Genomic DNA, 22992 nt, shown 5'->3' on the forward strand with positions numbered 1-22992 from the left:
CGTCAGGTCTCCGGTCCTTGACGGACCGCTGATCAGCCCCCGGTCTATCACGACGCTCCGAGCGCGTGACCTGCCCGGTGCGGGGTGGGCCGGCACCCGTACGCGCAGATGTATCCCCGGCGCATCACCGTCACCTGCCGACGGTGCCCTTCGCTCGGGCGCACGCCCGCCCCATCGGTCGCGGCGCCGAGCCCCCGCGCGCCCCCGTAGCTCATGGTTACGGTGGGTAGTTGATCCCGTATGCATGATGTACACACCGTGAGGACTCCTTCCATGCTCCGGCTCGCGGCCGCCTCGTTGGTCGGAACCGCCGCCGAGTTCTACGACTTCTTCGTGTACGGGACGGCGGCCGCCCTGGTCCTCGGCCCCCTGTTCTTCCCGACGTTCTCGCCGGTGTCGGGCACGCTGGCAGCGTTCGGGACCTTCGGGGCCGGCTTCGTGGCCCGGCCGCTCGGCTCGGTGCTGTTCGGGCACGTCGGCGACCGGCGCGGGAGACGGCCGGTCCTCATCTCCTCCCTGGTGCTGACGGGCACGGCCACGGTGGCGGTCGGTTGTCTTCCGACGTACGACGTGATCGGTACGGCCGCTCCCGTGCTCCTGCTGGGGCTGCGCTTCCTGCAGGGTCTCGGGCTCGGCGGGGAATGGGGCGGTGCGGTGCTGCTGGCCGTGGAGCACGCGCCGGCCGGGCGGCGTGTGCTGTGGTCCAGCTTCCCGCAGATCGGCCCGTCGCTGGGCTTCCTGCTGGCCAACGGCGTGATGCTGGGACTGTCGGCGACATTGTCGGACGTGCAGTTCGCCTCCTGGGGGTGGCGGATTCCCTTCTGGGGCGCTGGGGTGCTGGCGACGGCAGGTCTGTGGCTGCGCAGCGCGCTCGCCGAGAGCCCCCTCTTCCTGGACATCGACGGCCACGCCCGCGTGCCGCTCGTGGAGGTCGCGCGCCGCCACTGGCGCATCGTCCTGCTGACGGCCGGTGCACTCGCGATCGGGTACGCGGTCTTCTACACCATGACGACCTGGTCCCTGGCGTACGCGACGGAGCGGCTCGGTGTGAGCCGCACGGTCATGCTGGCCTGCGTCATGGCCACCGTGGTGGTGCAGGGAGTCCTGACCCCGCTGTTCGCCCTCGTGGGTGACCGCTGCGGGCGGCGTGCCCTGTGTCTGGCGGGCTCTGCCGGCACCGCGCTGTGGATGTTCCCCATGGTCGCGTTGCTCGCCACGGGCGAGCCCCTGCTGATGTTCCTGGGTTTCCTGGGGGCGGCACTGGCGCTCATCGCGATGTTCGCCGTGATCGCCGCATATCTGCCGGAGCTGTTCGAGCCCCGGGTGCGCTGCACGGGCGCGGCGGTCGGCTACAACCTGGGCGGCGTGCTCGGCGGCGCCCTCACTCCGATCGTCGCCACCACGCTGGCCGAGCGCGGAGGCCGGGTGCCCTGGGGTGTCGGCGCCTACCTGACGGCCGTGGCCCTGCTCAGCCTCGGGTGTTTCTCCTTGCTGCCGGAGACCCGCCCGCTGCGGGTGCCGGTGTCGGAACCGGCTCCCGGATGAGCCGGTGGGGGCCAGAGAGGTGTTGACCGGACTACCGAGCAACTCGCCTGGCCACGGCGCATCCCCCGGTCGGTCTGGTCGGTGGATGTTGCGCATCCGAACGAGCAAGAGCGCAGCAAAGTTGGACACGTTCTCGCGTGATGTCCGATCGATTCGCCTGCCACGGTGGGGGCCTGTGGCCGCGAACCCGGGTGTGGTGCCGTGGCTGGTCTTCGATGAGGAGGTGCGGGCTGTCGAGCCGGGACGCCGGTACCTGATCGATTTCGTGGCCCGGTACAACCGGCCCGGCAGCGTCCGCAGCTACGCATTCGACCTACTGCGGTGGTGGCGGTGACTCCGGGTGGTCGATGTCCCGTGGAACCAGGCCACTCCTGCCGAAGGTCGGGACTTCGCGCCGGGGGCGACGGTCAAACCCCCCAACGCTGCGCGGACGGTGTCCACCACACCAGCGGGCACCATCACCCCTGTCACCAAGAAGCCCTACCCGGACGACCGCTACAAGCCCCGCACGCTCCGGCACAGCAGCGCGGTGATCCGGAGCTTCCACACCTTCTGGATCGAGACAGGCGAAGGCCCGCTGATCAACCCGGTGCCGCTGGCGCGCTCCGAGCGCCGCCGTCCCCACGCGCACCACAACCCGCTCGATCCATACCGGGGCGAGGGCCGACTCCGATACAACCCGAAGCTTCCACGTCGCCGGCCCGGCAGACGTCGGACGAACGGTGGAACGAGTTTTTCGCCGCGCTGCGCTCCAACCGCGACCGGGCGATCGTCACGCTCGCCATCAGCAACGGCCCCCGCGCCTGGGAACTCCTGGGCATGAAGGAGGTCGACGTGGACTGGGGCGATCAACTCGTACGTGTGGTGCGCAAGGGGGCCCAGGCCGAGCAGCGGCTGCCCGCGAGCGCGGAGGCGTTCATCTGGAACCGGCTCTACCAGAGCGAAGGCCGCCGCTGGACCCGCAGGCCCCGCTGTGGTGAACACTCCGGCGCCGTGATCACGGGGCTGGTCCGGCCTATCAGCCGATGAACTACGAGGCCCTGCGAGCGGTGTTCCGCCGCGCCAACGCCCTGCTGGGGACGAACTGGTCCATGCATGACCTGCGGCACACCGCCGCCCTGCGCATGGCCCGCGACAAGCGTCTTTCGCGCCTCCAGGTCAGCCTCGCCGGCGCGCAGGGAAAGCTGGACCAGCTCGATGCCGAAGCAGCCCGCCGACCCTCCACAGTCGATCTCGGCATGCCGACCTTCGCAGACGTCGCCGGCCGCACCACCACCACGAAGTCGACGAACCGGCACCGTCGCTGAAATCCATGGCCGCCGCAAAGTTGAACTGCCTACGCTCCAACCCATGCGAACTGTCTTCGTGTTTCCCACAGGTGAGCGAGCTGAGACCGTCGCCTTGCTCGATCGGTATCTGCCCATGCAGCGCCATCCGTGGACCCTGGACGGCAACCTCTATATCGACACCGACGATGAGCAGACCGGCTACCTCTTCTCCGACTGGGATCCTGAGGATGTTGCGATCCTCGAAGCGGCCATCGGACATCACCCCACTTGGGCGGTGCAGATCGACATCTCCGGGCGGATCGACGGCACCGTAGAGGTTCACCGGATGATCGCTCTGCTGCTTGAGCATGGAGGCGTGGCAACGGACGACTACACCACCCGCCCATGGACCCTGCCGGAAATCCTGTCTGGAACAGTGATCGACGGCCTGCGCTTCTTCGACTTTCGCGGCTACCACGAACTCCACCGCGAGCACGAGCGCTCCTGACTCGGTCACCTCACCAGCGCAAGTTCAGAGAAGCCTGCATCCGCTGCCCCGTCCTCCAGATGGATCCCCGCCAAAGGCCACGCCTCATCGAGATCATCCAGAACCTCCGAGAACACATCCCTGAGGCCCGCGCCAACGGCTGGCTCGGCGAGGTTGAAGGACTCCAGGTCAGCTTCGACGCTGCGATGGCCAAGCGCAACACCCTCAAGCGATCTCCAACCGATGGCCGGCCGCAGCTGGTGGACCTTGGCATGCCGGTCTCCACCGACCATGCGCCCTCGCCCCGGCAGGGACCGGGAGGGCCCGGATAACCGGCCCTGATCCTGTCAATGAGCGAGTTCGGCCTTGCGAAGGCTGCGGAACACCGCCGGGGTCGCCCACCCGCGCAACGTGGCGTGAATCGCCGATCGGAACGCGACCTCGGCCGGGGCCGCGTCGAGGGCCCCGGCCAGTTCGAGAGTCACCAGCCCGTGCAGGGTGGCCCAGATCGACAAGGCGATCGACGTTGCCTCGCCGACGAGGACGGACGCCGCCAACGCGCGATCGATCGCCGCGAGGAGCGGACGGATCGGGTCACTGGCACCGACCTCCCCCGACGGGTCGAAGGACTGCACACCACCGAACAGCACCGTGTACAGGTGGCTGTGTCCACGCCCCCAACGGCGGTAGGCCACGGCCAGCGCGTAGAGGTCGGCGAGAGGGTCCGCGGAGGTCTTCGCCGCCGACAGGTCCTGGAACAGGCCGGCGACGGCTCTGTCGCGCACCGCACCGATCAGCCCGTCCTTGCCGCCGAACAAGGAATACACCGCCGTCGTCGACGCCTCGGCAGCAGCGGCCACGGCACGGACCGTGAGCGACTCCCGCGGACGGGTGGCAAGCATCTCGGTCGCGCACTCCACAAGCCGCTCTTTGACGGCCTCGTCGTTTGTTCTCGGCCTACCCACGGCCGGCAGCCTACCTCTCTTTGATAACGTCGTTTTGAAACGACGTTCTGAAACTGTTGGAGGTCCGCTATGCCCCCGTCCGCCATATGTCTTGTCCGCTTCACCGGACGCTTACTGCTGGCCCTGGCCGCCGTCATGACGCTGGCCGTCGTCTTTCTCGCGCTGATCGCCCTCACAGACGGGGCAGGCTCGGGGCTCGCCGCATGGTTGCCGACTCTTGGAGTCGGGGCTGCCCTCGCGACGTGGCGGGGCCGGCGCCGCACTTGGCCGGCGCGGCTCGTGCCGTTCCTGCCGGTGGCTGTCGCGGCGGCGTTGGCGACATCGGTCTGCATCCCGACCGTGCCGACGGCCCGGCGGTACCCGCCCGCGCTACCCTTCGTGACCACGCAGCACTGGAGCCTGACCACGGGCAGCCGGGTCGCGGTGTACCACTACCCGCCCGCGCACCCCAGCCCCCGGCATCCCATCCCGCTCGTGTACCTCAACGGCGGACCGGTCCGTGGCATCTCGGCACTCGACCACCGATTCCTTCAACTCCTGGCCCGCCAGGGCTACGACGTCTACGCCTACGAACAGGCCGGCGGCGGACGCAGCGACCTGCTCCCCATGGGCCAGTACACGATCTCCAGGTCGGTCAGCGACCTTGCCGCTTTCATCGACCGCCTGAACAAAGGCAGGGTCGACATCCTCGGATTCTCCTCAGGCGGGGCCGTACTCACCCGAGCCCTGGCCGACCCGAGCGTCGCCGCACGCCTGCTCCGGGCGATCATCGCCGAGCCCGGCCCCATGGACGGCCCCACCGCACACATCACCGGGCACAAGGGCCGAAAATCCGCACGCGGCCTCGCGCCGGCTCCGACCGGACCGCGTTCGACACACGTCCCCCGGTACGCCGTGGCATTCGGCCTCATGCGACTCGGACTCCTCAGCCCCGACACCGGACTGATCGGACAGGCCGAAGGCGACAACGCCTTCACCGCCGCAGACCTCGGCAGCGACACCGCATCCGCATACTGTGCGCGCGACGCGCACCGCATCCCCGCCGAGGACACCGCACAAAACTTCTCCTTCAGCCCCGCCGCCAGCCTCCGCATCCAGCAGACGGTCAAGGACTCACCCTCCATCGCCTCACAACTGAGGCAGTCCCGGACCCCCGCGATGCTGATGATCGCCGAGTGTTCCTCCCAGATCCGTCAATGGGAGACCACCGTTCTTGCCAATGATCCCGCCATCCAGCGCACGCAGTACATGCCCGGAGTCGGACACCACATGTGGAACGGCCTGGACGACAACAACGACCGAGCCGCCGCCGTCATCACCGCGTTCCTTCAGGACAAGCCAGCTCCCCTGCCGAACTACCCGACCCGCGACGAGATCCCTACCTTCCTGCGCGATCACGAATGAAGACGTCGAGGCCCGTCACCGGCAGCGGCCGGCGAACCCTCGAAGCTGTCCGTGCCCTGCTCCAGGTACAGCCAAGGACAACCTCTTGGTCCGGAAAAGGACAGTCGCCCGTGCGCACCGGCTACGGGTTGACCGCCGGCTCCGGGTCCGCCGCTGACGGCACCAGGCGGACCCCCTGAAAGGGGTACCCGGCCAGTGCGAGGCGCCCTTTCAGCCGTACCGGCCGGAACGGCCGGAACGGCCGGAACGGGTCAGGTCTCGACGCCGTCCTTTGCAGCGCTCTGTGCGGCCTGGGGCGTCGTGCCAGCCGCCGCCTCCTGCTTCCGGGAGGTCATCAGGCTGGTGATCGTGGTGATGATCAGGACGGCACAGATGACGCCGAGCGAGACGGGGATGGAGATCTCGGGGACATGGACCCCGGACTCGTGGAGCGCGTGCAGCACCAGCTTGACGCCGATGAAGCCCAGGATGATCGACAGGCCGTAGGACAGATGGACCAGCTTCTTGAGCAGGCCACCGATGAGGAAGTACAGCTGTCTCAGACCCATCAGCGCGAACGCGTTGGCCGTGAAGACGATGTACGGGTCCTGCGTGAGGCCGAAGATCGCCGGGATGGAGTCGAGGGCGAACAATACGTCGGTGGTGCCGATCGCGAGCATCACGACCAGCATGGGCGTCATGACCCGCTTGCCGTTCTGCCGTATCCACAACTTGGTGCCGTGGTAGCGGTCGGCCACGCCGAAGCGGCGTTCGGCGGCCTTCAGCAGCTTGTTCTCCTCGTACTCCTCGCCCTCCTGATCGGCCCTCGCCTCCTGTATCAGCTTCCAGGCGGTCCAGATCAGGAACGCGCCGAAGAGGTAGAAGACAAAGGAGAACGACGCGATGATCGCGGCGCCGGCGGCGATGAAGGCCGCCCGCAGGACCAGGGCTATGAGCACACCGACGAGGAGGACGCGCTGCTGGTACCGCGACGGCACCGCGAACTTCGCCATGATCAGGACGAAGACGAAGAGGTTGTCGACGCTCAGCGACTTCTCGGTGATGAACCCGGCGAAGAACTCCCCGGCGGGCTGACCGCCGCCGAACACCAGCAGCCCCAGCCCGAACAGGCAGGCGAGGGCGATCCAGACGACCGTCCAGATTCCGGCTTCCCTGATCGATACGTCGTGCGGCTTGCGACCGATGAAGAAGTCGACCGCGATCAGGGCGGCAAGGCCCACGACTGTCAGGCCCCAAAGGGTCATAGAAACATCCACTGCGCCTCCGGCAGTACGTACGTCACGGCACATGTCGGCGTCGTCGCCACCGGAGGTCTCTTCCGCCCACGACCGGACGCGCGTGATGCGGGCTGCGTCGCGGGCCGACGCCCCGGGATCCGACCTGATCCGTACTGACGGGTGCGTCGCAGTAGTAGTCAGGGAGTACTCCCCTCCGTGTCACCGACAGTACCCGAACCCCAAGGGAAGGTAAAGCAATCGACAAAGGAAAGGTCAAAATTGCAGGTCGGAGCCTGCAAGCGTCGTCGCGCAAAAAGGAACGCCTCAGCGGTTCCAGGAGCGGCGGGCCTCGGCGACCTGGGTGAGCACTCGGTCGAGCACCTGGCTGCCCTTCGGAAGCCGGGGAGGCTCGTAGGTCCAGGCGTGGCCCACCCAGGGGTCCGCGAGGTGGTCGTCGGACGCGGGGGTGAGCCGCAGCAGCGACCGCCAGAGCGGGTCGAGCAGCGGCCCGTAGGCGGCGGCGTCCTCCCGGTCGGCGACCATCATCAGATGGACACCGACGCCCGGCCCTTCGTCCGCGAGGTAGCGCAGTTGGTTCACGGCCCGGTCGTCGAAGCCGTGCGGGAAGTCGTTGACGACCAGCAGCTGCTGAGCCGTGTCGACGCCGGGCGGCAAGGAGTCGGGCGCGCCGCCCCGCACCGCCATCTGCACCAGGTCGACGCGCTGGGTGAGCCGGGTCAGCACGTCGGCCACCCCCGAGGCACCTACGGCGGGCACGAGCGCCCCGGAGTGAACGAGGGGCGCCAGCGCGGCAGCGCCCGAGCCGGCCGGATCGATGACGTGGACCGCGAACGCACCGGGCGGGTACACGGCAAGCAGTCGGGACGCGTGCGTGACCGCCACCTGTAGGGCGAGGCGGCGCAGCTCCTCCGGGTCCGCGAGCGCGCCGAGGGAGCCGGCACGGCCGCTGTCGATCCACAGGCCCCGTTCCAGGGGCAGCCTGACCAGCATGGGGATGTGGAGGCTCTCGCTCTCGGGCAGGTGCAGATCGCCGAGGCGCACGGCCATGGGGATGTCCATCGGTACCCGGTAGCCCTGCCAGGCCGGGCTGTCCCAGCGCGCGAACGCCGGAGGCAGCGCGGGTTCGACGACGTCGGACTCGGCGATGAGCTGGGTGAGGTCACGGTCGAGCGCGGCCCTCGCCTGGTTGACGAGGTGGGCGTGCTTGGACTGGGCCGCTTCCCGTGCGGCGTCGCCCTGCCCGCCGAGGCGGGCGCGCGGATCGGCCAGGGCCTTGTCCAGCTCCTGCTCCAGGCGCGAGTCGGCGAAGTCGACGGCGCTGCGGTACGCGGCCACCGTGCGCGCCAGGTCCTCGAACATGCCCCACACCTGGTTGTACAGGCGCTCCTCCATGGACCAGCCGGTGGCGTCGCCTGCGACCGGCTGCGCGGCCCGACCGGCCGGCGCTGAGGGCAGGGGCGGCGGCGCGGTCTGCTGACCGGGGTGGTGGTCGGCCGGCCCGCCGAGGACGGGTTGTGCGACCGGAATCGGGGCGTCGGAGAGGTCGTACGGGGATCCCTGCTGCGGTACGCCGGGAGGCCCCTGGTGCTGCGCCGGCGATACGGTGCCGGGCGTCCCCTGGGGAGACGTGGGGGCGGTCGCCTGTCGTGTGCGGTCGCCGTCGGACAGTCGCGGCGGAGGCGCGGCCACCGAGCGGGCCAGGCCCTGGACCACCGCCTCGTTGATACTGTCGGCGAGCTGCCGGGCTTCGGGCAGCCCCTGGTCCGTGAACAGCGCGGCAAGCCCGCCGGCGTACCCCTGGCCGACCGCGCGCACCTTCCAGCCGCCCTGCCTGCGGTAGAGCTCCAGTGCGATGACGGCGGACTCGGAGTCCAGGCCGGTGATGCTGTAGGTGGCGATCTGGGAGCCGTCGAGACCGGTGACCGCTACGAAGGGGGCGGCCGCGGCGCCGAACCGCACCGGGCCGCCGACGCCGGTCGGCAGGGCCAGCAGCACCGTGACCCGATGCACGCTCTCCGGCAGGGCGTCCAGATCGAAGGCGAGGCGGTGGTCGGCCGCCGCCTGCCTGGAGACCTCCAGCCCCCGCAGGACGGGCTCGCCCGGATGGGCCACCCACCCGCTGCCGGGCACCCTGCCCTGCTCGTCGCTGAGCGTGGCGCCGGCCACGATCGGTGTGCCGGCCGACACCCGGACCTCAAGTCGGGCCTGGGGAAGCGGATGGTTCTGTCCCCGGACCAGCTCGGCCGTCATCGCCTCGCCCCCCTGCGTCGCTTCGTGTGCCCGGCGCCCGACCGCCTACAGGTGCGGGAGGATCGCCGGCATCAGATCCTGGAAGGTCCGGCCGTTGGCCGGGGTACCGAGAGCCGTCATCGTCCAGCCGTTGCCCGCACGGTGCACCTTCGCCATGATCTGCGCGGTGTAGGCGCCGCCGCCCGCGAGCGTGTAGCGCGCCAGTTCCTGGCCGTTGTTCTCGTCGACGAGGCGGCAGAAGGCGTTCTGCACCTCCTGGAACGTCTGGCCCGTGAACGAGTTGACGGTGAAGACGATCTGGTCGATATGGACCGGGACGCGCTGCAGGTCGACGAGGATCGCCTCGTCGTCGCCGCCCTGGCCCGCACCGCCTACGAGGTTGTCACCGGTGTGCCGGACGGAGCCGTCGTCGCTCACGAGGTGGCGGAAGAAGACCACGTCCACCGGCTGCTTGTCCGCGAACAGGACCGCGGACGCGTCGAGGTCGATCTCCCGGGTGCGCGAGCCGAACAGCCCACGCCGGGGTGCGGCCTGCCAGCCGAGCCCCATGCGCACCGCGGTCAGCGTGCCTCCGTCGTTCTTCTGCAGACTGATGGCCTGACCCTTGGTCAAGTTGACGGTCACGCGCTGTTCCCCTCTCGAGCGTCCCCTGTTGGCCGCGGACTTGGCGGATGTCAAAACCCTACGCAGCGGCACTGACAGTGCCGAACCCCGGCTCGCGCTTTGTGTCGGTCTTGCAACACACCGCGCGCATGCCGGGACCCGGCACGGTGGCGGGGACGTCAGGCCAGGCCCGCCTCCCTCATCTGACGCAGTTCCTTCTTCATCTCGGAGACTTCGTCGCGCAGCCGGGCCGCGATCTCGAACTGCAGGTCCGCAGCGGCGGCTCGCATCCGTTCGGTCAGCTCCTCGATCTGCTCGGCGAGTTCGGCGGCGGGCCGGTCGGTCGGGACCGTCTCCTTGGCCTTCGCCTTGCCCTTGGCCGGCTTGGCCCCCTTGACGGCGTGGTCGGCGAGGGCGGGCACCGGGCTCTTGGCGGCCTTGCCGTCCTTCGCCTTGCGATAGCCCGTGCCCAGTAGTTGCTCGGTGTCGACGCCCTCGCGGGCGATCTGCGCCACGATGTCGTTGATCTTCTTGCGGAGCGGCTGCGGGTCGATGCCGTTCGCGGTGTTGTACGCGATCTGCTTCTCCCGGCGGCGGTTGGTCTCCTCGATGGCCCTCTCCATCGCCGGTGTGATCTTGTCGGCGTACATGTGGACCTGGCCGGAGACGTTGCGCGCGGCGCGGCCGATGGTCTGGATGAGCGAGGTACCGGAGCGCAGGAAGCCCTCCTTGTCGGCGTCGAGGATCGCGACGAGCGAGACTTCCGGCAGGTCGAGGCCTTCCCTGAGGAGGTTGATGCCGACCAGCACGTCGAACTCGCCCGACCGCAGCTCCCGCAGCAGCTCGACACGGCGCAGGGTGTCGACGTCGCTGTGCAGGTAGCGCACCTGGATGCCGAGTTCCAGGAAGTAGTCGGTGAGGTCCTCGGCCATCTTCTTGGTGAGCGTGGTGACCAGGACGCGCTCGTCCTTCTCGGTGCGCTTGCGGATCTCGTGCACCAGGTCGTCGATCTGCCCCTCGGTGGGCTTGACCACCACCTCGGGGTCGACGAGGCCGGTGGGGCGGATGATCTGCTCGACGACGCCGTCCGAGCGGGAGAGTTCGTACGTTCCCGGAGTCGCCGACAGGTACACGGTCTGCCCGATGCGCTCCTGGAACTCCTCCCACTTCAGCGGACGGTTGTCCAGTGCGGAGGGCAGCCGGAAGCCGTGCTCGACGAGGGTGCGCTTGCGGGAGGCGTCGCCCTCGTACATGGCGCCGATCTGCGGCACGGTGACGTGCGACTCGTCGATGACGAGCAGGAAGTCCTCCGGGAAGTAGTCCAGCAGCGTGTTCGGCGGCGAGCCGGGCTCGCGGTCGTCGAAGTGCATCGAGTAGTTCTCGACGCCGGAGCACGTGCCGATCTGGCGGAGCATCTCGATGTCGTACGTCGTGCGCATCCGCAGCCGCTGGGCCTCCAGGAGCTTGCCCTGCTTCTCCAGCTCGGCCAGGCGCTCCCCCAGCTCCTTCTCGATGCCTCTGACGGCCCGCTCCATGCGCTCGGGACCGGCGATGTAGTGGGAGGCCGGAAAGACGTACAGCTGCTGGTCGTCGCTGATGACCTCGCCGGTCAGCGGGTGGAGGGTGGAGAGAGCCTCGATCTCGTCGCCGAACATCTCGATCCGGACGGCCAGTTCCTCGTAGACCGGGAAGATCTCGATGGTGTCGCCCCGCACCCGGAAGGTGCCGCGCGCGAACGCCATGTCGTTGCGGGTGTACTGGATGTCGACGAAGCGGCGCAGCAGTTCGTCGCGGTCGATCTCGTCGCCGACTGTGAGACTGACCATCCGGTCCACGTACTCCTGGGGAGTACCGAGGCCGTAAATGCAGGAGACGGAGGCGACCACGACCACGTCACGGCGGGTGAGCAGCGAGTTGGTGGCGGAGTGGCGCAGGCGCTCCACCTCCTCGTTGATCGAGGAGTCCTTCTCGATGTACGTGTCCGACTGCGGGACGTACGCCTCGGGCTGGTAGTAGTCGTAGTAGGAGACGAAGTACTCGACCGAGTTGTTCGGCAACAGCTCGCGGAACTCGTTGGCCAACTGGGCGGCCAGCGTCTTGTTCGGCGCCATCACCAGGGTGGGGCGCTGAAGCCGCTCGATCATCCACGCGGTGGTGGCGGACTTGCCGGTGCCGGTCGCGCCCAGCAGGACGACGTCCTTCTCACCTGCGCGGATGCGCTTTTCCAGCTCGGCGATGGCCGTGGGCTGGTCACCGCTCGGCTGGTAGGGGCTGACGACCTCGAAGGGCGCCACCGTGCGTTCGATCTGTGAAACGGGCCGCATGCAATCCACCGTACGACCCCGCACTGACAACCGGGGGCCGGTCACCAGTCCTGCGGAGTTCGGGAGCCCCGGTGTCCGGCGCGCGAGCCGGGGCGGGACAGCGGACGGCGTCCCGTGCCCGTGGGGGCGAACTCCGGGTGGGCCGGTACGCCGGGCTTGCGCTCGACGGGGATCCGGCCGGGTCTGCCCATGACCATCAACGGGTCGAAGAGCACGATGACGCCGGCCAGGCCCAGGAAGGCGAGCGGGCCGATCAGCATGGGGGCGAGCAGGGTCGCGGGCGCGTCGCCGCCCGGGCTGCCGGCCGCGCCGTGCAGGTGGACGCTGACGGCGGCCATGCCGGTGTAGTGCGTGCCGCTGACGGCGAGTCCCATGACGAGGCTCGCGCCGACGCTCCAGCGGAATCCGCGGATCTGGCCGGCGGCCCACAGTGCGGCGGTCGCGGCGACGACGGCTATGACGACGGAGGCGGCGACGATGAGGGTGTTGTACTGGAGCACCCCGTGCAGGCGCATCCCGGCCATACCCAGGTAGTGCATCGAGGCGATGCCCAGGCCGGTGACGGTGCCGCCGGTGAAGAGCGCCACTCCGGTCGCGCCCCGGTAGCCCACGATGAAGACGCCCATCCCCACCATGACGATGGCGACGCCGAGGCTGGCGAACGTGATCGCCTTGTCGTAGTGGATGGGGGTCTCCTTGACGGTGAACCCCATCATGGCGACGAAGTGCATGGTCCATATGCCGGACCCGATGGCGGCCGATCCCAGGGCGAGCCAGCCGGCCCGCCAGGACTGCGCGACCATCATCGATCTGGTGGTGCAGCGCAGACCGAGCGCGCCGCCGAGGCAGGCCATGAGGTACGCCACCACCGGTGTGACGAGTCCGTAGCTGAAGCCGTCGACGGTACCCTGCATGCGCGGCCGCCCCTCCCACCCCGATGGTTCCTGAACTCCGGAAAAGCGCCCCATCCCCAGCCCGTGACGACGGTCAGGGCTGAGGCAGAGAGTATGACCCTCACCGGGGCGGTCGAACGATTTTCCGGCAAAGAATCACGACGCTCCCGCACTTGTGCGTCGCCTGTGACCAGTGTCGGGCGATCCCGGCGCATTCGTGTCCCTGCCGCGGCCGAGCCTTCCGCTTCGGCACTGCCATCCTGATGCCGTCCGCAACCGAACCGGCACCAGGAGTGAGCATGTACGCGCGCATCGCCGCCGCCACGATCACGGCCCTCTTCGGACTCGGCGTCGCCATACTGCCCACCCCACGGGCCGGCGCCACCGGCGACCGCACGCCGGTCGTCATCGCCCACCGCGGCGCTTCGGCGTACGCGCCGGAGAACACGCTGGCCGCCGTCGACAAGGCGGCCGTCATGGGCTTCAGCTGGGTCGAGAACGACGTCCAGCGCACCAGGGACGGCCGACTCGTCGTCGTCCACGACGCCACACTGGAGCGCACGACCGACGTCAGGCGGACGTTCCCGGGCCGGTCACCCTGGCGGGTGAAGGACTTCACCTCCGCGGAGATCGCACGCCTGGACGCGGGAAGCTGGTTCGCCCCCCGGTACGCGGGCGTGCGCGTACCGACACTGCGGCAGTACATGGAGCGCGTCTCGCACAACCACCAGGACCTGCTCCTGGAGATCAAGAATCCCGAGCTGTACCCGGGTCTGGAGCGGCAGATCCTCAAGCTGCTCGGCAACGAGGGGTGGCTCGACGCGGACCACCTCGGGAACCGGCTGATCGTCCAGAGTTTCAGCGCGGACAGTGTGCGGGTGGTCCACGACCTGCGCCCAGGGATCACCACCGCCTACCTGGGCACGCCGCCGGTGACGGAGCTGCCGCTGTACGCGCGGTTCGCCGATCAGATCAACTCCGCGCAGACGAAGCTCTCCGCCCGCTACGTCTCCGCGGTCCACGCGCTCAAGGGACCGCACGACCGGCCGATGAAGGTCTTCGCCTGGAACGTCGACACGGCGGAGGCGGCCCGGCGGGTGGCCGGCTTCGGCGTGGACGGCATCATCACGAACGTGCCCGACGTGGTACGGACCGCGCTCAGCGCCTACTGAACGGCGGCGCGGTGCGCCCGCCCCGCGCACCGCGCCGCCCGGCCCCGCCAGGAGCCGTTGGTCAGTGCCCGAGTCACAGCCACCAGGACCTGCCCAGCCATATCGATGTCAGTGCCGCGCCGTACGGTGGGGCCCATGGACAGTCATGGGCACTTCGAGCAGCAGTCGGTGTGGACGGTCGTCCCGACCGGCATCGGTCCTCTGCTGCTGGCCGCCACACGCGAGGGCCTGGTGAACGTGGTGTTCCACGCCACGGACGCGGTGCGGGACAAGGCCCTGGAGCGGCTCGCGTCCCGAATGGGGACCCAGCCCGTGGAGGACCCCCGCTCACCGCTGCTGGCGGAGGCGATACGCCAGGTGACGGCGTACTTCGCAGGCGAGCTGCGGGACTTCGCGCTGCCCCTGGACTGGTCGCTGATCACCGGCTTCAACCGCCAGGTGCTGCGCGAGCTGGCGTCCGGCGTGCCGTACGGCACGGTCGTGGGGTACGGCGACCTGGCCGGCCGGGTGGGGCAGCCGGGCGCCGCCCAGGCCGTGGGTGTGGCGATGGGATCGAACCCGCTGCCGGTGGTGGTGCCGTGCCATCGCGTGGTCGAGAGCGGCGGCGGCATCGGCGGGTTCGGAGGGGGCCTGGAGACCAAGCGGAAGCTGCTGGCGCTCGAGGGGGTCCTGCCGGAACCGCTGTTCTGACCCCTGGAGGTCCGCGCCCCGGCCGTCGTCGGCTCCCGCACCTCACAGGGGTTTGACCGGGTGCGCGGCCCGCCAGAGATGAGGGAAGACCCACAGACAGGAGGCAGGCGCGTGCTGGTGGTGTCCGAAGAGGTGCGGGAGGCTCTCGCCGCCCGTCGGCCGGTGGTGGCCCTGGAGTCGACGATCATCGCGCACGGGCTGCCGCGCCCGCGCAATCTCCAGGTCGCACTGGAGTTGGAGGAGGTGGTCCGACAGGAGGGAGCGGTACCGGCGACGATCGCGGTGCTGGACGGCGAGGCGCATGTCGGCCTGGGCAAGGATCAGGTCGAGCGCGTCGCGAACGAGGACGGGATCCGCAAACTGGGCCACCGTGATCTGCCCCTGGCGGTGGCGGCAGGCGTCAGCGGGGCGACGACCGTGTCCGCGACGGCGCTGCTGGCCTCCCTCGCAGGCGTACGAGTGTTCGCGACGGGCGGGCTGGGCGGGGTCCACCGGGAGTGGACCGTGACTCAGGACGAGTCCGCCGACCTGGGCCTGCTGGCGCGGACCAGGATCACCGTGGTGTGCGCGGGCGTGAAGTCCATCCTGGACGTGCCCGCCACACTCCAGCGTCTGGAGACGCTGGGCGTGGCCGTCGCCGGATATCGCACGGACCGCTTCCCGGGCTTCTATCTGTCCGACTCCGGCCATCCGGTCGACTGGACGCTTCAGACGCCCGGGCAGGTGGCGGAGGTCATGCGGGCGCAGGACGCCCTCGGTGCCCAGCAGTCGGCGCTCATCGTCGCCAATCCGGTACCGGAGGAGGAGCAGCTCGATCCGGAGCTTCACGCACGCGTGCTCGCCGACGCGCTGACCGCGTGCCGCGAAAAGGGGATCACCGGTCAGGCGGTCACGCCGTTCCTGCTGGACCATCTGGTGCGGCACACCGACGGTGCGTCGCTCAGCGCCAATCTGGCGGCGGTGCGCGGGAACGTGCGTCTCGCGGCGCGGATCGCCGCGGCCTGGGCGGGGGCGTGAGCGGGGCTCTGCTGGTCGTCGGGGACGTCGTCACGGATGTCGTCGCACGGCACCACGGCCCGCTCGCCTCGGGTACGGACACGGCAGCCGACATCCGGACGCTGCCCGGTGGTGCAGGCGCCAACGTGGCGTGCTGGGCGGCTCGGTGGGGCTGCCCGGAGGTGCGGCTGCTCGGTCGCGTCGGAGCCGAGTCCGCCGCCTGGCATCTGCGGGAACTGACGGAGTCGGGCGTACGGCCGCATCTGGTCGTCGACCCCGAGGCTCCGACGGGCACGGTGATCTGTCTGGTGGACACGAGCGCCTCGGCGGAGCGCACGTTCCTGACGGACAGCGGGGCGTCGCTACGGCTTGCCCCCGGTGACTGGTCGGACGAGCTGCTCGAGGGTGTCGCACGGCTGCATGTGTCGGGATACCTGCTGTTCTCCGAGCCGAGCCGGGCGCTGGCCACGGTGGTCCTCGAAGCGGCACGCGCCCGTGGAGTGCCGGTGAGCCTTGATCCGGCGTCGGCGGGGTTCCTCGCCGAGCTGGGCGTGGACCGGTTCCTGGCGTTCGCCGAGAGTGTCGACGTGCTGCTGCCGAGCCGCGATGAGGCGTGTCTGCTGACCGGGCTGCCCGACCCGGCGGACGCGGCGGCCAAGCTGAGCCGTCACGTGCCCCTGGTGGTCAGCAAGCAGGGTGCACAGGGAGCACTGGTGGCGGTGTCGGGTGCGATCGCCGCCCGGATCCCGGCCGCCCCGGCCAAGCCCAGGGACACGACGGGCGCAGGGGACGCGTTCACCGGAGCGTTCCTCGCCGCGCTGCTCGCGGGGGCCGGTCCGGAGGAGGCCGCGACGGAAGGGTGCGGGGCGGGGGCGATGGCGGTGGAGACAGTGGGAGGGAGGCCGGTGAGGGGCGTGCGGTAGCTCCGGCGGGCTCCGCCGTACCGGGCAACAGCACTCCCCTTCGCCTCCCGCCTCTCACTCCTTGCGGCCCCACGCCGAGATCATCGGGGCGGTCGCCAGGTCCATCGTGCCGGAGGCGACGTTGGACAGATGACGGTCGATGTCCTCCTCGCCGGCCAGCCCGGCCGAGACGAGCTGGTCCCGGATCTGACGGATCGTCGCTGATTCGAGCGCCGCGCAGGCCGGGGAGGTGAGGGGGAAGTAGGCGTCGGCCTCGACCCGGCTGAGACCCGCCTCCCGCAGCAGACGTGGGAGCCTGCGGCCGTAGGAGAGGTCGGCGCCGCGTTCGGCGAGCAGCGTGCGGAAGCCCTCACGCAGGCGGTTGGCGAGCCGCTGCTCGGCGCCGTACTCGTCCGGGCAGCTCAGGGGTTGCAGCGCCGGGTCGGCGTCCTCGACCAGGAGGCGTCCGCCGGGGCGCAACGCCTTGACCATGGAGCGCAACGCCCTGTCGCGGTCAGGGACGTGGACAAGGACGAGCCGGGCGTGGACGAGGTCGAAGTCCCCGCCAGGGGGTTCTTCGGTGCCCACGTCGTGAGTGCGGACCTCGATCGGAGGCTGTGCGGCCTGGGCCGCCCACGAGGTGTCGATGTCTGTCGCGATGACCTGCCCGGTCGGACCGACCTTCTTGGCGAGCCAGGAGATCACCGAGGTGCCGCCGGCGCCGACCTCCCAGCACCGCCAGCCGAGTCCGATGCCGAAACCCTCGATGTGACGGAAGGTCGTGGGGTCGAAGAGCGTGGACAACGCTTCGAAACGCCGGCCGGCCTCGGTCTGCCGGTTGTCGAGGAGGTACCCGTCGTTGTGCGTCATGCGGAGATCATCGCAGTCGGCGTGCTGGTCGGGGTGGGGCGACGCTCCGCAGGGCTTTTGGGGGGCACCGCCCGGAGCGGCGGATCCGGGGCGGCGGATCCCGGGCGGCGGATCCCGGGCGGCGGATCCCGGGCGGCGGATCCCGGGCGGCGAAGCGGAATATTCCCTTTCCACAGGCTTCTCCGTTGATCGCGGAGGGCTGGCAGACTGGCTCGCGACAGCGCAGAGTGCGGCAGGAGATCCACGCGAGGAGATCCAGATGTCCATGGCAGGGAATCTGCGGAAGGTGACCGGTCTCGACAGGGTCGGCGGCCTCCGCAAGGTGGCTCGGTTGGGGCGGCGCCGTGCGCGCGTCGATCTGAGCCATCCCGCCCGGTCGCCGCTGGGCTCCGCGGTGGTCAACTGCGTGGCCTATCAGGACGGTGTGCGCGTTCCGGAAGCCGGCGATCTCGTCGAGGCCGTGGAGCGGCTCCGCAAGAGCGACGGCGCTTTCGTCTGGCTGGGGCTGCACGAGCCGACGGACCAGGAGTTCGCCGGCATCGCCGAACTCTTCGACCTGCACCCGCTGGCGGTCGAGGACGCTGTGGAGGCGCACCAGCGTCCCAAGCTCGAGCGGTACGGGGACACGCTGTTCGCGGTGTTCAAGACCGTCTGCTACGTGGAGCACAAGGAGTTGACGGCGACGAGCGAGGTGGTGAACACCGGGGAGATCATGGTGTTCATCGGTCCCGCCTTCGTCATCACGGTGCGGCACGGCCGGCACGGTTCGCTCGGCCCGCTGCGCGAGGAACTCGAGGCCGATCCCCGGCAGCTCGCGAAAGGACCGGCCGCGGTGCTGCACGCGATCGCGGACCATGTGGTGGACGACTACCTCAGCGTCACGGACGCCGTCCAGGGGGACATCGACCAGGTCGAGACGGACGTGTTCGCGGAGAACGGCGGGCGGCTGGATCCGGGACGGATCTATCAGCTCAAGCGTGAACTCCTGGAGCTGAAGCGCGCGGTGACACCGCTGGACCGTCCCGTCCAGGAGCTGGCCACCCGGCCGATCCGGGTGATCGCCCCGGAGATACAGGCCTACTTCCGGGACGTCTCCGACCACCTGCAGCGCGCCACCGAGCAGATAGCCGCGTTCGACGAGTTGCTCAACTCGATCCTGCAGGCGCATCTGGCCCAGGTGAGCGTCGCACAGAACGAGGACATGCGGAAGATCACGGCGTGGGCCGCACTGATCGCGGTGCCCACCATGGTCACCGGGGTCTACGGCATGAACTTCGCGTACATGCCCGAGCTGCACTGGAAATTCGGCTACCCGCTGGTCCTCGTCGTGATAGCCGTGGCCTGCCTGGTGCTGTACCGGGGGTTCAAGCGCAACGACTGGCTGTGACCCCGGCACAGCTCCCGGCCGGTTGCCGGGTCAACGCGAGGCCGTCTTCGCGTAGACGCTCTCGACCCAGGTGGCGAGCTGGTCGTCCGTCAGATGCCCAGCCAGGTCGGCTTCGCTGATCATGCCGACGAGGCGCTTGTTCTGGATGACGGGAAGCCGGCGGATCTGATGCTCCTCCATCTCGTGGAGCACTTCGTCGACGTCGGCGTCCGCGTCGATCCACCGCGGCGTGCCCTTGGCCAGGTCGCCCGCGGTCACGCGTGAGGGGTCGTGGCCCACGGCCACGCAGCCGACGACGATGTCGCGATCGGTGAGGATGCCGCACAGCCGTTCGTTCTCGTCGCTGATGGGCAGGGCACCGACGTTGAGTTCGCGCATCAGCTGGGCGGCGCGGTCCAGGGTCTCGTGGGCGGGGATCCACTGGGCACCACGGTGCATGATGTCTCCGGCGGTGGTCATGGGTACCTCCCGGTGCCGGACGGCCGGCGCGGCACGGGACGCACCGCAGGTCCCGGCGCACTTCAATTCTCGCCGCGCCCCCGTGGAATCGCACCTGGAACGACCGGACGGCAGAGGTGCGTCCGAGGCGACTCACGCAACCGGGTGCGTGATCAGCCGTTCCAGGCCGGGCGGCGTGGATCGTCCGCGCGGACCAGCACATCGGCGACGGCGCCCGGGCCCGTCTCCGCGTCGTAGCGCTCGAACGCGGGCAGGGTCCAGTGTTCCGACTCGGGCGTGCGGCGGCGGAGCGCGCCCGGGGAGAGGAGCACGTGGACGGTCAGATCGAAGGGGAACCAGTGCCGAAGGAGAAGGGGGCCGTGGAGCAACAGCAGACCACCGGGCGGGAGGTGGACATAGGGGCTGCGGGTCGAGCGGTCGGTGACCGGGTCCCAGAGGTCGGGCAGGACGCGGCCGTCACCGCCGGGCTCGAGGGGGCCGAAGACCTCGCGCCACAGGGCGCCGGTGTCGAGCCATCCGTCATAGTAGGAGTCCGGATCCCGATGACCGTGCTCGAGGCGGACAGACGCGGGCCGCAGAAAGCCCTCCGCGCCGACGACGAGCGAGGGCCGGCCGCGTATGCGCAGGGCGTCGGACACGCGCTGGGCGAGGTCCCCGGGGCGCGCGGCCGGGGCTCCGTCGAACGCGATGCGCGACCAGGGGCTGCCGTCGCCGGGCTTCAGCTCGAGCAGCCGGTCGGCGAGGGTGTCGCCGAGCCGTTCCCAGGTGATCGCTTCGAGTCGCACAGGGCCCATGATGCCGCGCCGCGCCGGCGAACCCCCTTCACAGCTCGTGGCAGGCGGGCGGTACCGGCCTCGGCCGGGAGCGGAGCGCGGAAGCCGGCCCGGGACCGGCGACGTCACCCCTGCAGCCGGGCCGGAGGCCAGTGGGCAAGAGGTGCCTTCTGCGGTCGGTGCCCGGGCGGACGGGGAAGGAGAGGGACATGGCACCGACCCCGGCTCCCCCGCTGTCCGGCGCACCTCTCGTCTTCCAGCCGATCAGGCGGCGGCACTGTGCCGACTGCCGGAGGGGACCGTTGCGGTTGCTGGTACTGGAGGAGGGGAACCCGCGGTGCCTGGAGTGTGCGGATCTCGGACATCTGGTGTTTCTGCCGCGGGGTGATACGGCGCTGACCCGGCGGGCGCGAGAGGCGAGCGGCCTGTCGGCGGTGGTGGTGCGGTTCAACCGGCGCCGCAGCCGGTACGAGCGCCAGGGCGTGCTCGTCGAGGAGGCGGCGCTCGCCCTGGCCGAGGAGCGGTGCCTGGCGGACGCGGAAGCGCGGCGCAGGCGGCGGGCGCGAGACGCGCGGCGGCGGGCGGATGAGGACGCGCGGTTCGCGGAGGCGTTCGCAGCGGAGATCCGGCGGCTGTTTCCTGGATGCCCGGCCGAGCGGGCGCGGGCGGTCGCGGGGCATGCGTCGGTGCGCGGCAGCGGACGGGTCGGGCGCAGTGCGGCGGGACGGGCCCTGTCACCGGAGGCGGTCACGGCTGCGGTCCGGGCGTCCGTACGGCACCTGGAGACGCCGTATGACCGGCTGCTGATGGACGGCGTGGCGCGGACCGAGGCACGACGGCGCATCGCGGGACGTGTGGAGGCGGTGCTGCAGGAGTGGAGGCTTCGGGAGGCGGCGTGATCCGGTGCGGGCTCGGCAGTGCTGCCGGTGGTCGAGCGCGGGGCCGACGGTACGCCTGCGACACCCGGGGTCTCTGGGGTGAGTCGTGATCGTCCTGGGGAGGGCGGTGCTGACGCCGCGCTCCACGTGGTGTCGTAGGTCCTGGTCCTGGTCCTGGCCTGAGACACCGGCCGTCGCGGTGACCCGCGCAGCGGTGCGCGCACGGGCCCGGGGCGTCGTATCGTGGCTCGAAACGATCCGGTCTGGACGCAAGGGGCACGGCGATGGCCGATCCCAAGGGTTTTATGACCACACCCCGCGAGGAATGGCCGCGCAGGCCGGTCGAGGAACGGGTGCGGGACTGGAACGAGGCGTATGTCCCCGGGGCGCTGCTGCCGATCATCAGCCGGCAGGCGAACCGCTGCATGGACTGCGGGATCCCGTTCTGCCACCACGCCTGCCCGCTCGGGAACCTGATCCCCGAGTGGAACGACCTCGTCTCGCGCGAGGACTGGCGGGCGGCGAGCGACCGGCTCCACGCCACGAACAACTTCCCCGAGTTCACGGGGCGGTTGTGCCCGGCCCCCTGTGAAGCGGGCTGCGTGCTCGCGATCAACCAGCCCGCGGTCACCATCAAGAACGTGGAGGTGGCCATCGCCGACCGGGCCTGGGAGGAGGGGTTCGCGCCACCGCGCCCGCCGGAGCGGCTGTCGGGGCGCACCGTGGCGGTCGTCGGGTCCGGGCCCGCGGGCCTGGCCGCGGCACAGCAGCTCACCCGGGCCGGACACACGGTGGCTGTCTACGAGCGGGCGGACCGGATCGGAGGATTGCTGCGATACGGGATACCGGCGTTCAAGATGGAGAAGCGGCATCTCGACCGCCGACTGGAGCAGATGCGTGCGGAAGGGACGAAGTTCCGTACGTCCACGGTCATAGGGAAGGACATCGGGGCCGCTGAGCTGCGGTCGCGGTACGACGCGGTGGTGATCGCGACCGGTGCGACAGCATGGCGTGAACTGGACGTGCCGGGACGCGAGTTGGGCGGTGTCCACCAGGCGATGGAGTATCTGCCGCTGGCGGACCGGGTGTGCGAGGGGGATCTGGAGGTCTCGCCGCTGTCGGCGGCCGGGAAGCATGTGGTGATCGTGGGAGGGGGGGACACCGGGGCGGATTGTCTGGGGACCGCGGTGCGTGAACGGGCCGCGTCCGTGACGCAGCTCGACATCTATCCACAGCCGGAGACGGAGCGGGACCCGGACACCGAGCCGTGGCCGACGTATCCGAGGATCTACCGGTTGTCCGCGGCGCACGAGGAGGCGCGGGATCTGCGTACGGCGCCGGCGGCGGACGCCGACGCGCGGCTGTTCGCGGCCTCCACGCTCCGCTTCACGGGAGACGCGTCCGGGCACGTCCGGGCGCTGCACCTGGTCGAGGTGGACGAGCGGCGGCGGCCCCTGCCGGGCTCGCAGCGGACGCTGCCCGCCGACCTGGTGCTGCTCGCCCTGGGGTTCTCGGGGCCCGACCGCGAGGACGGGCTCATCGAACAGCTCGGACTGGCGCTCGACGCACGCGGGGCTATCGCGCGGAACGAGGGCTTCGAGACGAGCGCCCCGGGTGTGTACGCCGCCGGCGACGCGGCGCGCGGGCAGTCGCTGATCGTATGGGCCATCGCGGAGGGACGGGCCGTGGCCGCGGCGGTGGACCGACAGCTGTCCGGCGGGGCGTCACGACTGCCGGCACCGATCGGGCCGTACGACCGCCCGATGACGGCGTAGGCCCGCGGGTACCGGCGAAGGGCCGGCAGCGGACCGCCGGGTGCCGGGTCCGTACCGGTCGCGACCGGTACGGCACCGCCCGGCCGTACCGGGCACCCCGGCTCGCCGTCGGA

At 70.3% G+C, this 22992-nt stretch carries 23 protein-coding genes; 13 read left to right on the forward strand and 10 right to left on the reverse strand.

All coding sequences use genetic code 11. The features are described 5' to 3' along the window. The first annotated feature begins 273 nt into the window (after positions 1–273). The 5 genes from AC5WS8_RS24215 (at position 274) to AC5WS8_RS24235 (ending at position 3321) form a co-directional block, all read left to right on the forward strand. Positions 274–1545 (forward strand): MFS transporter, encoded by a 1272-nt coding sequence (locus AC5WS8_RS24215; protein ID WP_496105546.1) that lies wholly within the window; start codon positions 274–276, stop codon positions 1543–1545. 175 nt (positions 1546–1720) lie between these two features. Then, positions 1721–1879, forward strand: coding sequence for a hypothetical protein (locus tag AC5WS8_RS24220; RefSeq protein WP_496105547.1), 159 nt, complete (start codon positions 1721–1723; stop codon positions 1877–1879). 485 nt (positions 1880–2364) lie between these two features. Then, positions 2365–2574: a hypothetical protein gene (locus tag AC5WS8_RS24225; protein ID WP_496105548.1), complete on the forward strand. Its 210-nt coding sequence runs from the start codon at positions 2365–2367 to the stop codon at positions 2572–2574. Further along, the gene (locus AC5WS8_RS24230; protein WP_496105549.1) at positions 2571–2852 is read left to right on the forward strand and encodes a hypothetical protein; all 282 of its coding nucleotides are present in this window, start codon (positions 2571–2573) and stop codon (positions 2850–2852) included. Before AC5WS8_RS24225 ends, AC5WS8_RS24230 begins: the two co-directional genes overlap by 4 nt. A 43-nt stretch (positions 2853–2895) precedes the next feature. After that, positions 2896–3321 (forward strand): hypothetical protein, encoded by a 426-nt coding sequence (locus tag AC5WS8_RS24235; protein WP_496105550.1) that lies wholly within the window; start codon positions 2896–2898, stop codon positions 3319–3321. A gap of 5 nt (positions 3322–3326) precedes the next feature. On the opposite strand, the gene AC5WS8_RS24240 is transcribed toward AC5WS8_RS24235, so the two are convergent. After that, positions 3327–3593: a hypothetical protein gene (locus tag AC5WS8_RS24240; RefSeq protein ID WP_496105551.1), complete on the reverse strand. Its 267-nt coding sequence runs from the start codon at positions 3591–3593 to the stop codon at positions 3327–3329. A gap of 54 nt (positions 3594–3647) precedes the next feature. Further along, a complete protein-coding gene (locus tag AC5WS8_RS24245) occupies positions 3648–4265 on the reverse strand; it encodes a TetR/AcrR family transcriptional regulator (protein ID WP_496105552.1) in 618 nt (205 codons plus the stop codon). Positions 4266–4334: 69 nt separating this feature from the next. Here AC5WS8_RS24245 and AC5WS8_RS24250 point away from each other — a divergent pair, with 69 nt between their 5' ends. After that, a complete protein-coding gene (locus AC5WS8_RS24250) occupies positions 4335–5669 on the forward strand; it encodes an alpha/beta hydrolase (RefSeq protein WP_496105553.1) in 1335 nt (444 codons plus the stop codon). A 251-nt stretch (positions 5670–5920) separates the two neighbouring features. On the opposite strand, the gene AC5WS8_RS24255 is transcribed toward AC5WS8_RS24250, so the two are convergent. The 5 genes from AC5WS8_RS24255 to AC5WS8_RS24275 all read right to left on the reverse strand — a co-directional run bounded on the left by AC5WS8_RS24255 (position 5921) and on the right by AC5WS8_RS24275 (position 12998). Beyond that, positions 5921–6925 carry a TerC family protein gene (locus tag AC5WS8_RS24255; RefSeq protein ID WP_496105554.1) on the reverse strand — a complete coding sequence of 335 codons (1005 nt, stop codon included), beginning with the start codon at positions 6923–6925 and terminating at the stop codon, positions 5921–5923. A gap of 285 nt (positions 6926–7210) precedes the next feature. Next, the gene (locus tag AC5WS8_RS24260; RefSeq protein ID WP_496105555.1) at positions 7211–9157 is read right to left on the reverse strand and encodes a TerD family protein; all 1947 of its coding nucleotides are present in this window, start codon (positions 9155–9157) and stop codon (positions 7211–7213) included. 45 nt (positions 9158–9202) lie between these two features. Then, on the reverse strand, positions 9203–9781 hold the full coding sequence (locus tag AC5WS8_RS24265; RefSeq protein ID WP_496105556.1) for a TerD family protein: 579 nt from the start codon (positions 9779–9781) through the stop codon (positions 9203–9205). A 158-nt stretch (positions 9782–9939) separates the two neighbouring features. Beyond that, a complete protein-coding gene (gene uvrB / locus AC5WS8_RS24270) occupies positions 9940–12084 on the reverse strand; it encodes an excinuclease ABC subunit UvrB (protein WP_496105557.1) in 2145 nt (714 codons plus the stop codon). Between the two features lie 41 nt (positions 12085–12125). Beyond that, complete coding sequence (locus AC5WS8_RS24275) at positions 12126–12998, reverse strand: MHYT domain-containing protein (protein WP_496105558.1); 873 nt, start codon at positions 12996–12998, stop codon at positions 12126–12128. A 278-nt stretch (positions 12999–13276) separates the two neighbouring features. Between AC5WS8_RS24275 and AC5WS8_RS24280 the strand changes: the two genes are divergently transcribed. The 4 genes from AC5WS8_RS24280 to AC5WS8_RS24295 all read left to right on the forward strand — a co-directional run bounded on the left by AC5WS8_RS24280 (position 13277) and on the right by AC5WS8_RS24295 (position 16758). After that, positions 13277–14149: a glycerophosphodiester phosphodiesterase gene (locus AC5WS8_RS24280; RefSeq protein ID WP_496105559.1), complete on the forward strand. Its 873-nt coding sequence runs from the start codon at positions 13277–13279 to the stop codon at positions 14147–14149. Positions 14150–14284: 135 nt separating this feature from the next. Then, positions 14285–14839: a methylated-DNA--[protein]-cysteine S-methyltransferase gene (locus AC5WS8_RS24285; RefSeq protein WP_496105560.1), complete on the forward strand. Its 555-nt coding sequence runs from the start codon at positions 14285–14287 to the stop codon at positions 14837–14839. Between the two features lie 78 nt (positions 14840–14917). Then, positions 14918–15856: a pseudouridine-5'-phosphate glycosidase gene (locus AC5WS8_RS24290; protein ID WP_496105561.1), complete on the forward strand. Its 939-nt coding sequence runs from the start codon at positions 14918–14920 to the stop codon at positions 15854–15856. Beyond that, on the forward strand, positions 15853–16758 hold the full coding sequence (locus AC5WS8_RS24295; RefSeq protein ID WP_496105562.1) for a carbohydrate kinase family protein: 906 nt from the start codon (positions 15853–15855) through the stop codon (positions 16756–16758). The genes AC5WS8_RS24290 and AC5WS8_RS24295 overlap by 4 nt, the downstream gene beginning before the upstream one ends. Positions 16759–16812: 54 nt before the next feature. Here AC5WS8_RS24295 and AC5WS8_RS24300 read toward each other — a convergent pair whose 3' ends face one another. Further along, positions 16813–17607 carry a methyltransferase domain-containing protein gene (locus AC5WS8_RS24300; RefSeq protein WP_496105563.1) on the reverse strand — a complete coding sequence of 265 codons (795 nt, stop codon included), beginning with the start codon at positions 17605–17607 and terminating at the stop codon, positions 16813–16815. Between the two features lie 259 nt (positions 17608–17866). Here AC5WS8_RS24300 and AC5WS8_RS24305 point away from each other — a divergent pair, with 259 nt between their 5' ends. Beyond that, on the forward strand, positions 17867–18994 hold the full coding sequence (locus tag AC5WS8_RS24305) for a magnesium and cobalt transport protein CorA (protein ID WP_496105564.1): 1128 nt from the start codon (positions 17867–17869) through the stop codon (positions 18992–18994). 30 nt (positions 18995–19024) lie between these two features. Here AC5WS8_RS24305 and AC5WS8_RS24310 read toward each other — a convergent pair whose 3' ends face one another. After that, the gene (locus AC5WS8_RS24310) at positions 19025–19453 is read right to left on the reverse strand and encodes a CBS domain-containing protein (RefSeq protein ID WP_496105565.1); all 429 of its coding nucleotides are present in this window, start codon (positions 19451–19453) and stop codon (positions 19025–19027) included. A gap of 152 nt (positions 19454–19605) precedes the next feature. Next, entirely contained in the window at positions 19606–20247 is a 642-nt protein-coding gene (locus AC5WS8_RS24315) for a nucleoside/nucleotide kinase family protein (protein ID WP_496105566.1), read from the reverse strand. A 188-nt stretch (positions 20248–20435) separates the two neighbouring features. Between AC5WS8_RS24315 and AC5WS8_RS24320 the strand changes: the two genes are divergently transcribed. After that, positions 20436–21125, forward strand: a complete 690-nt coding sequence (locus AC5WS8_RS24320; protein WP_496105567.1) for a DUF2293 domain-containing protein — start codon at positions 20436–20438, stop codon at positions 21123–21125. Positions 21126–21388: 263 nt separating this feature from the next. Then, positions 21389–22879: a glutamate synthase subunit beta gene (locus AC5WS8_RS24325; protein WP_496105568.1), complete on the forward strand. Its 1491-nt coding sequence runs from the start codon at positions 21389–21391 to the stop codon at positions 22877–22879. Positions 22880–22992: the final 113 nt, after the last annotated feature.

This window comes from Streptomyces sp. PTL18 (assembly GCF_059510295.1).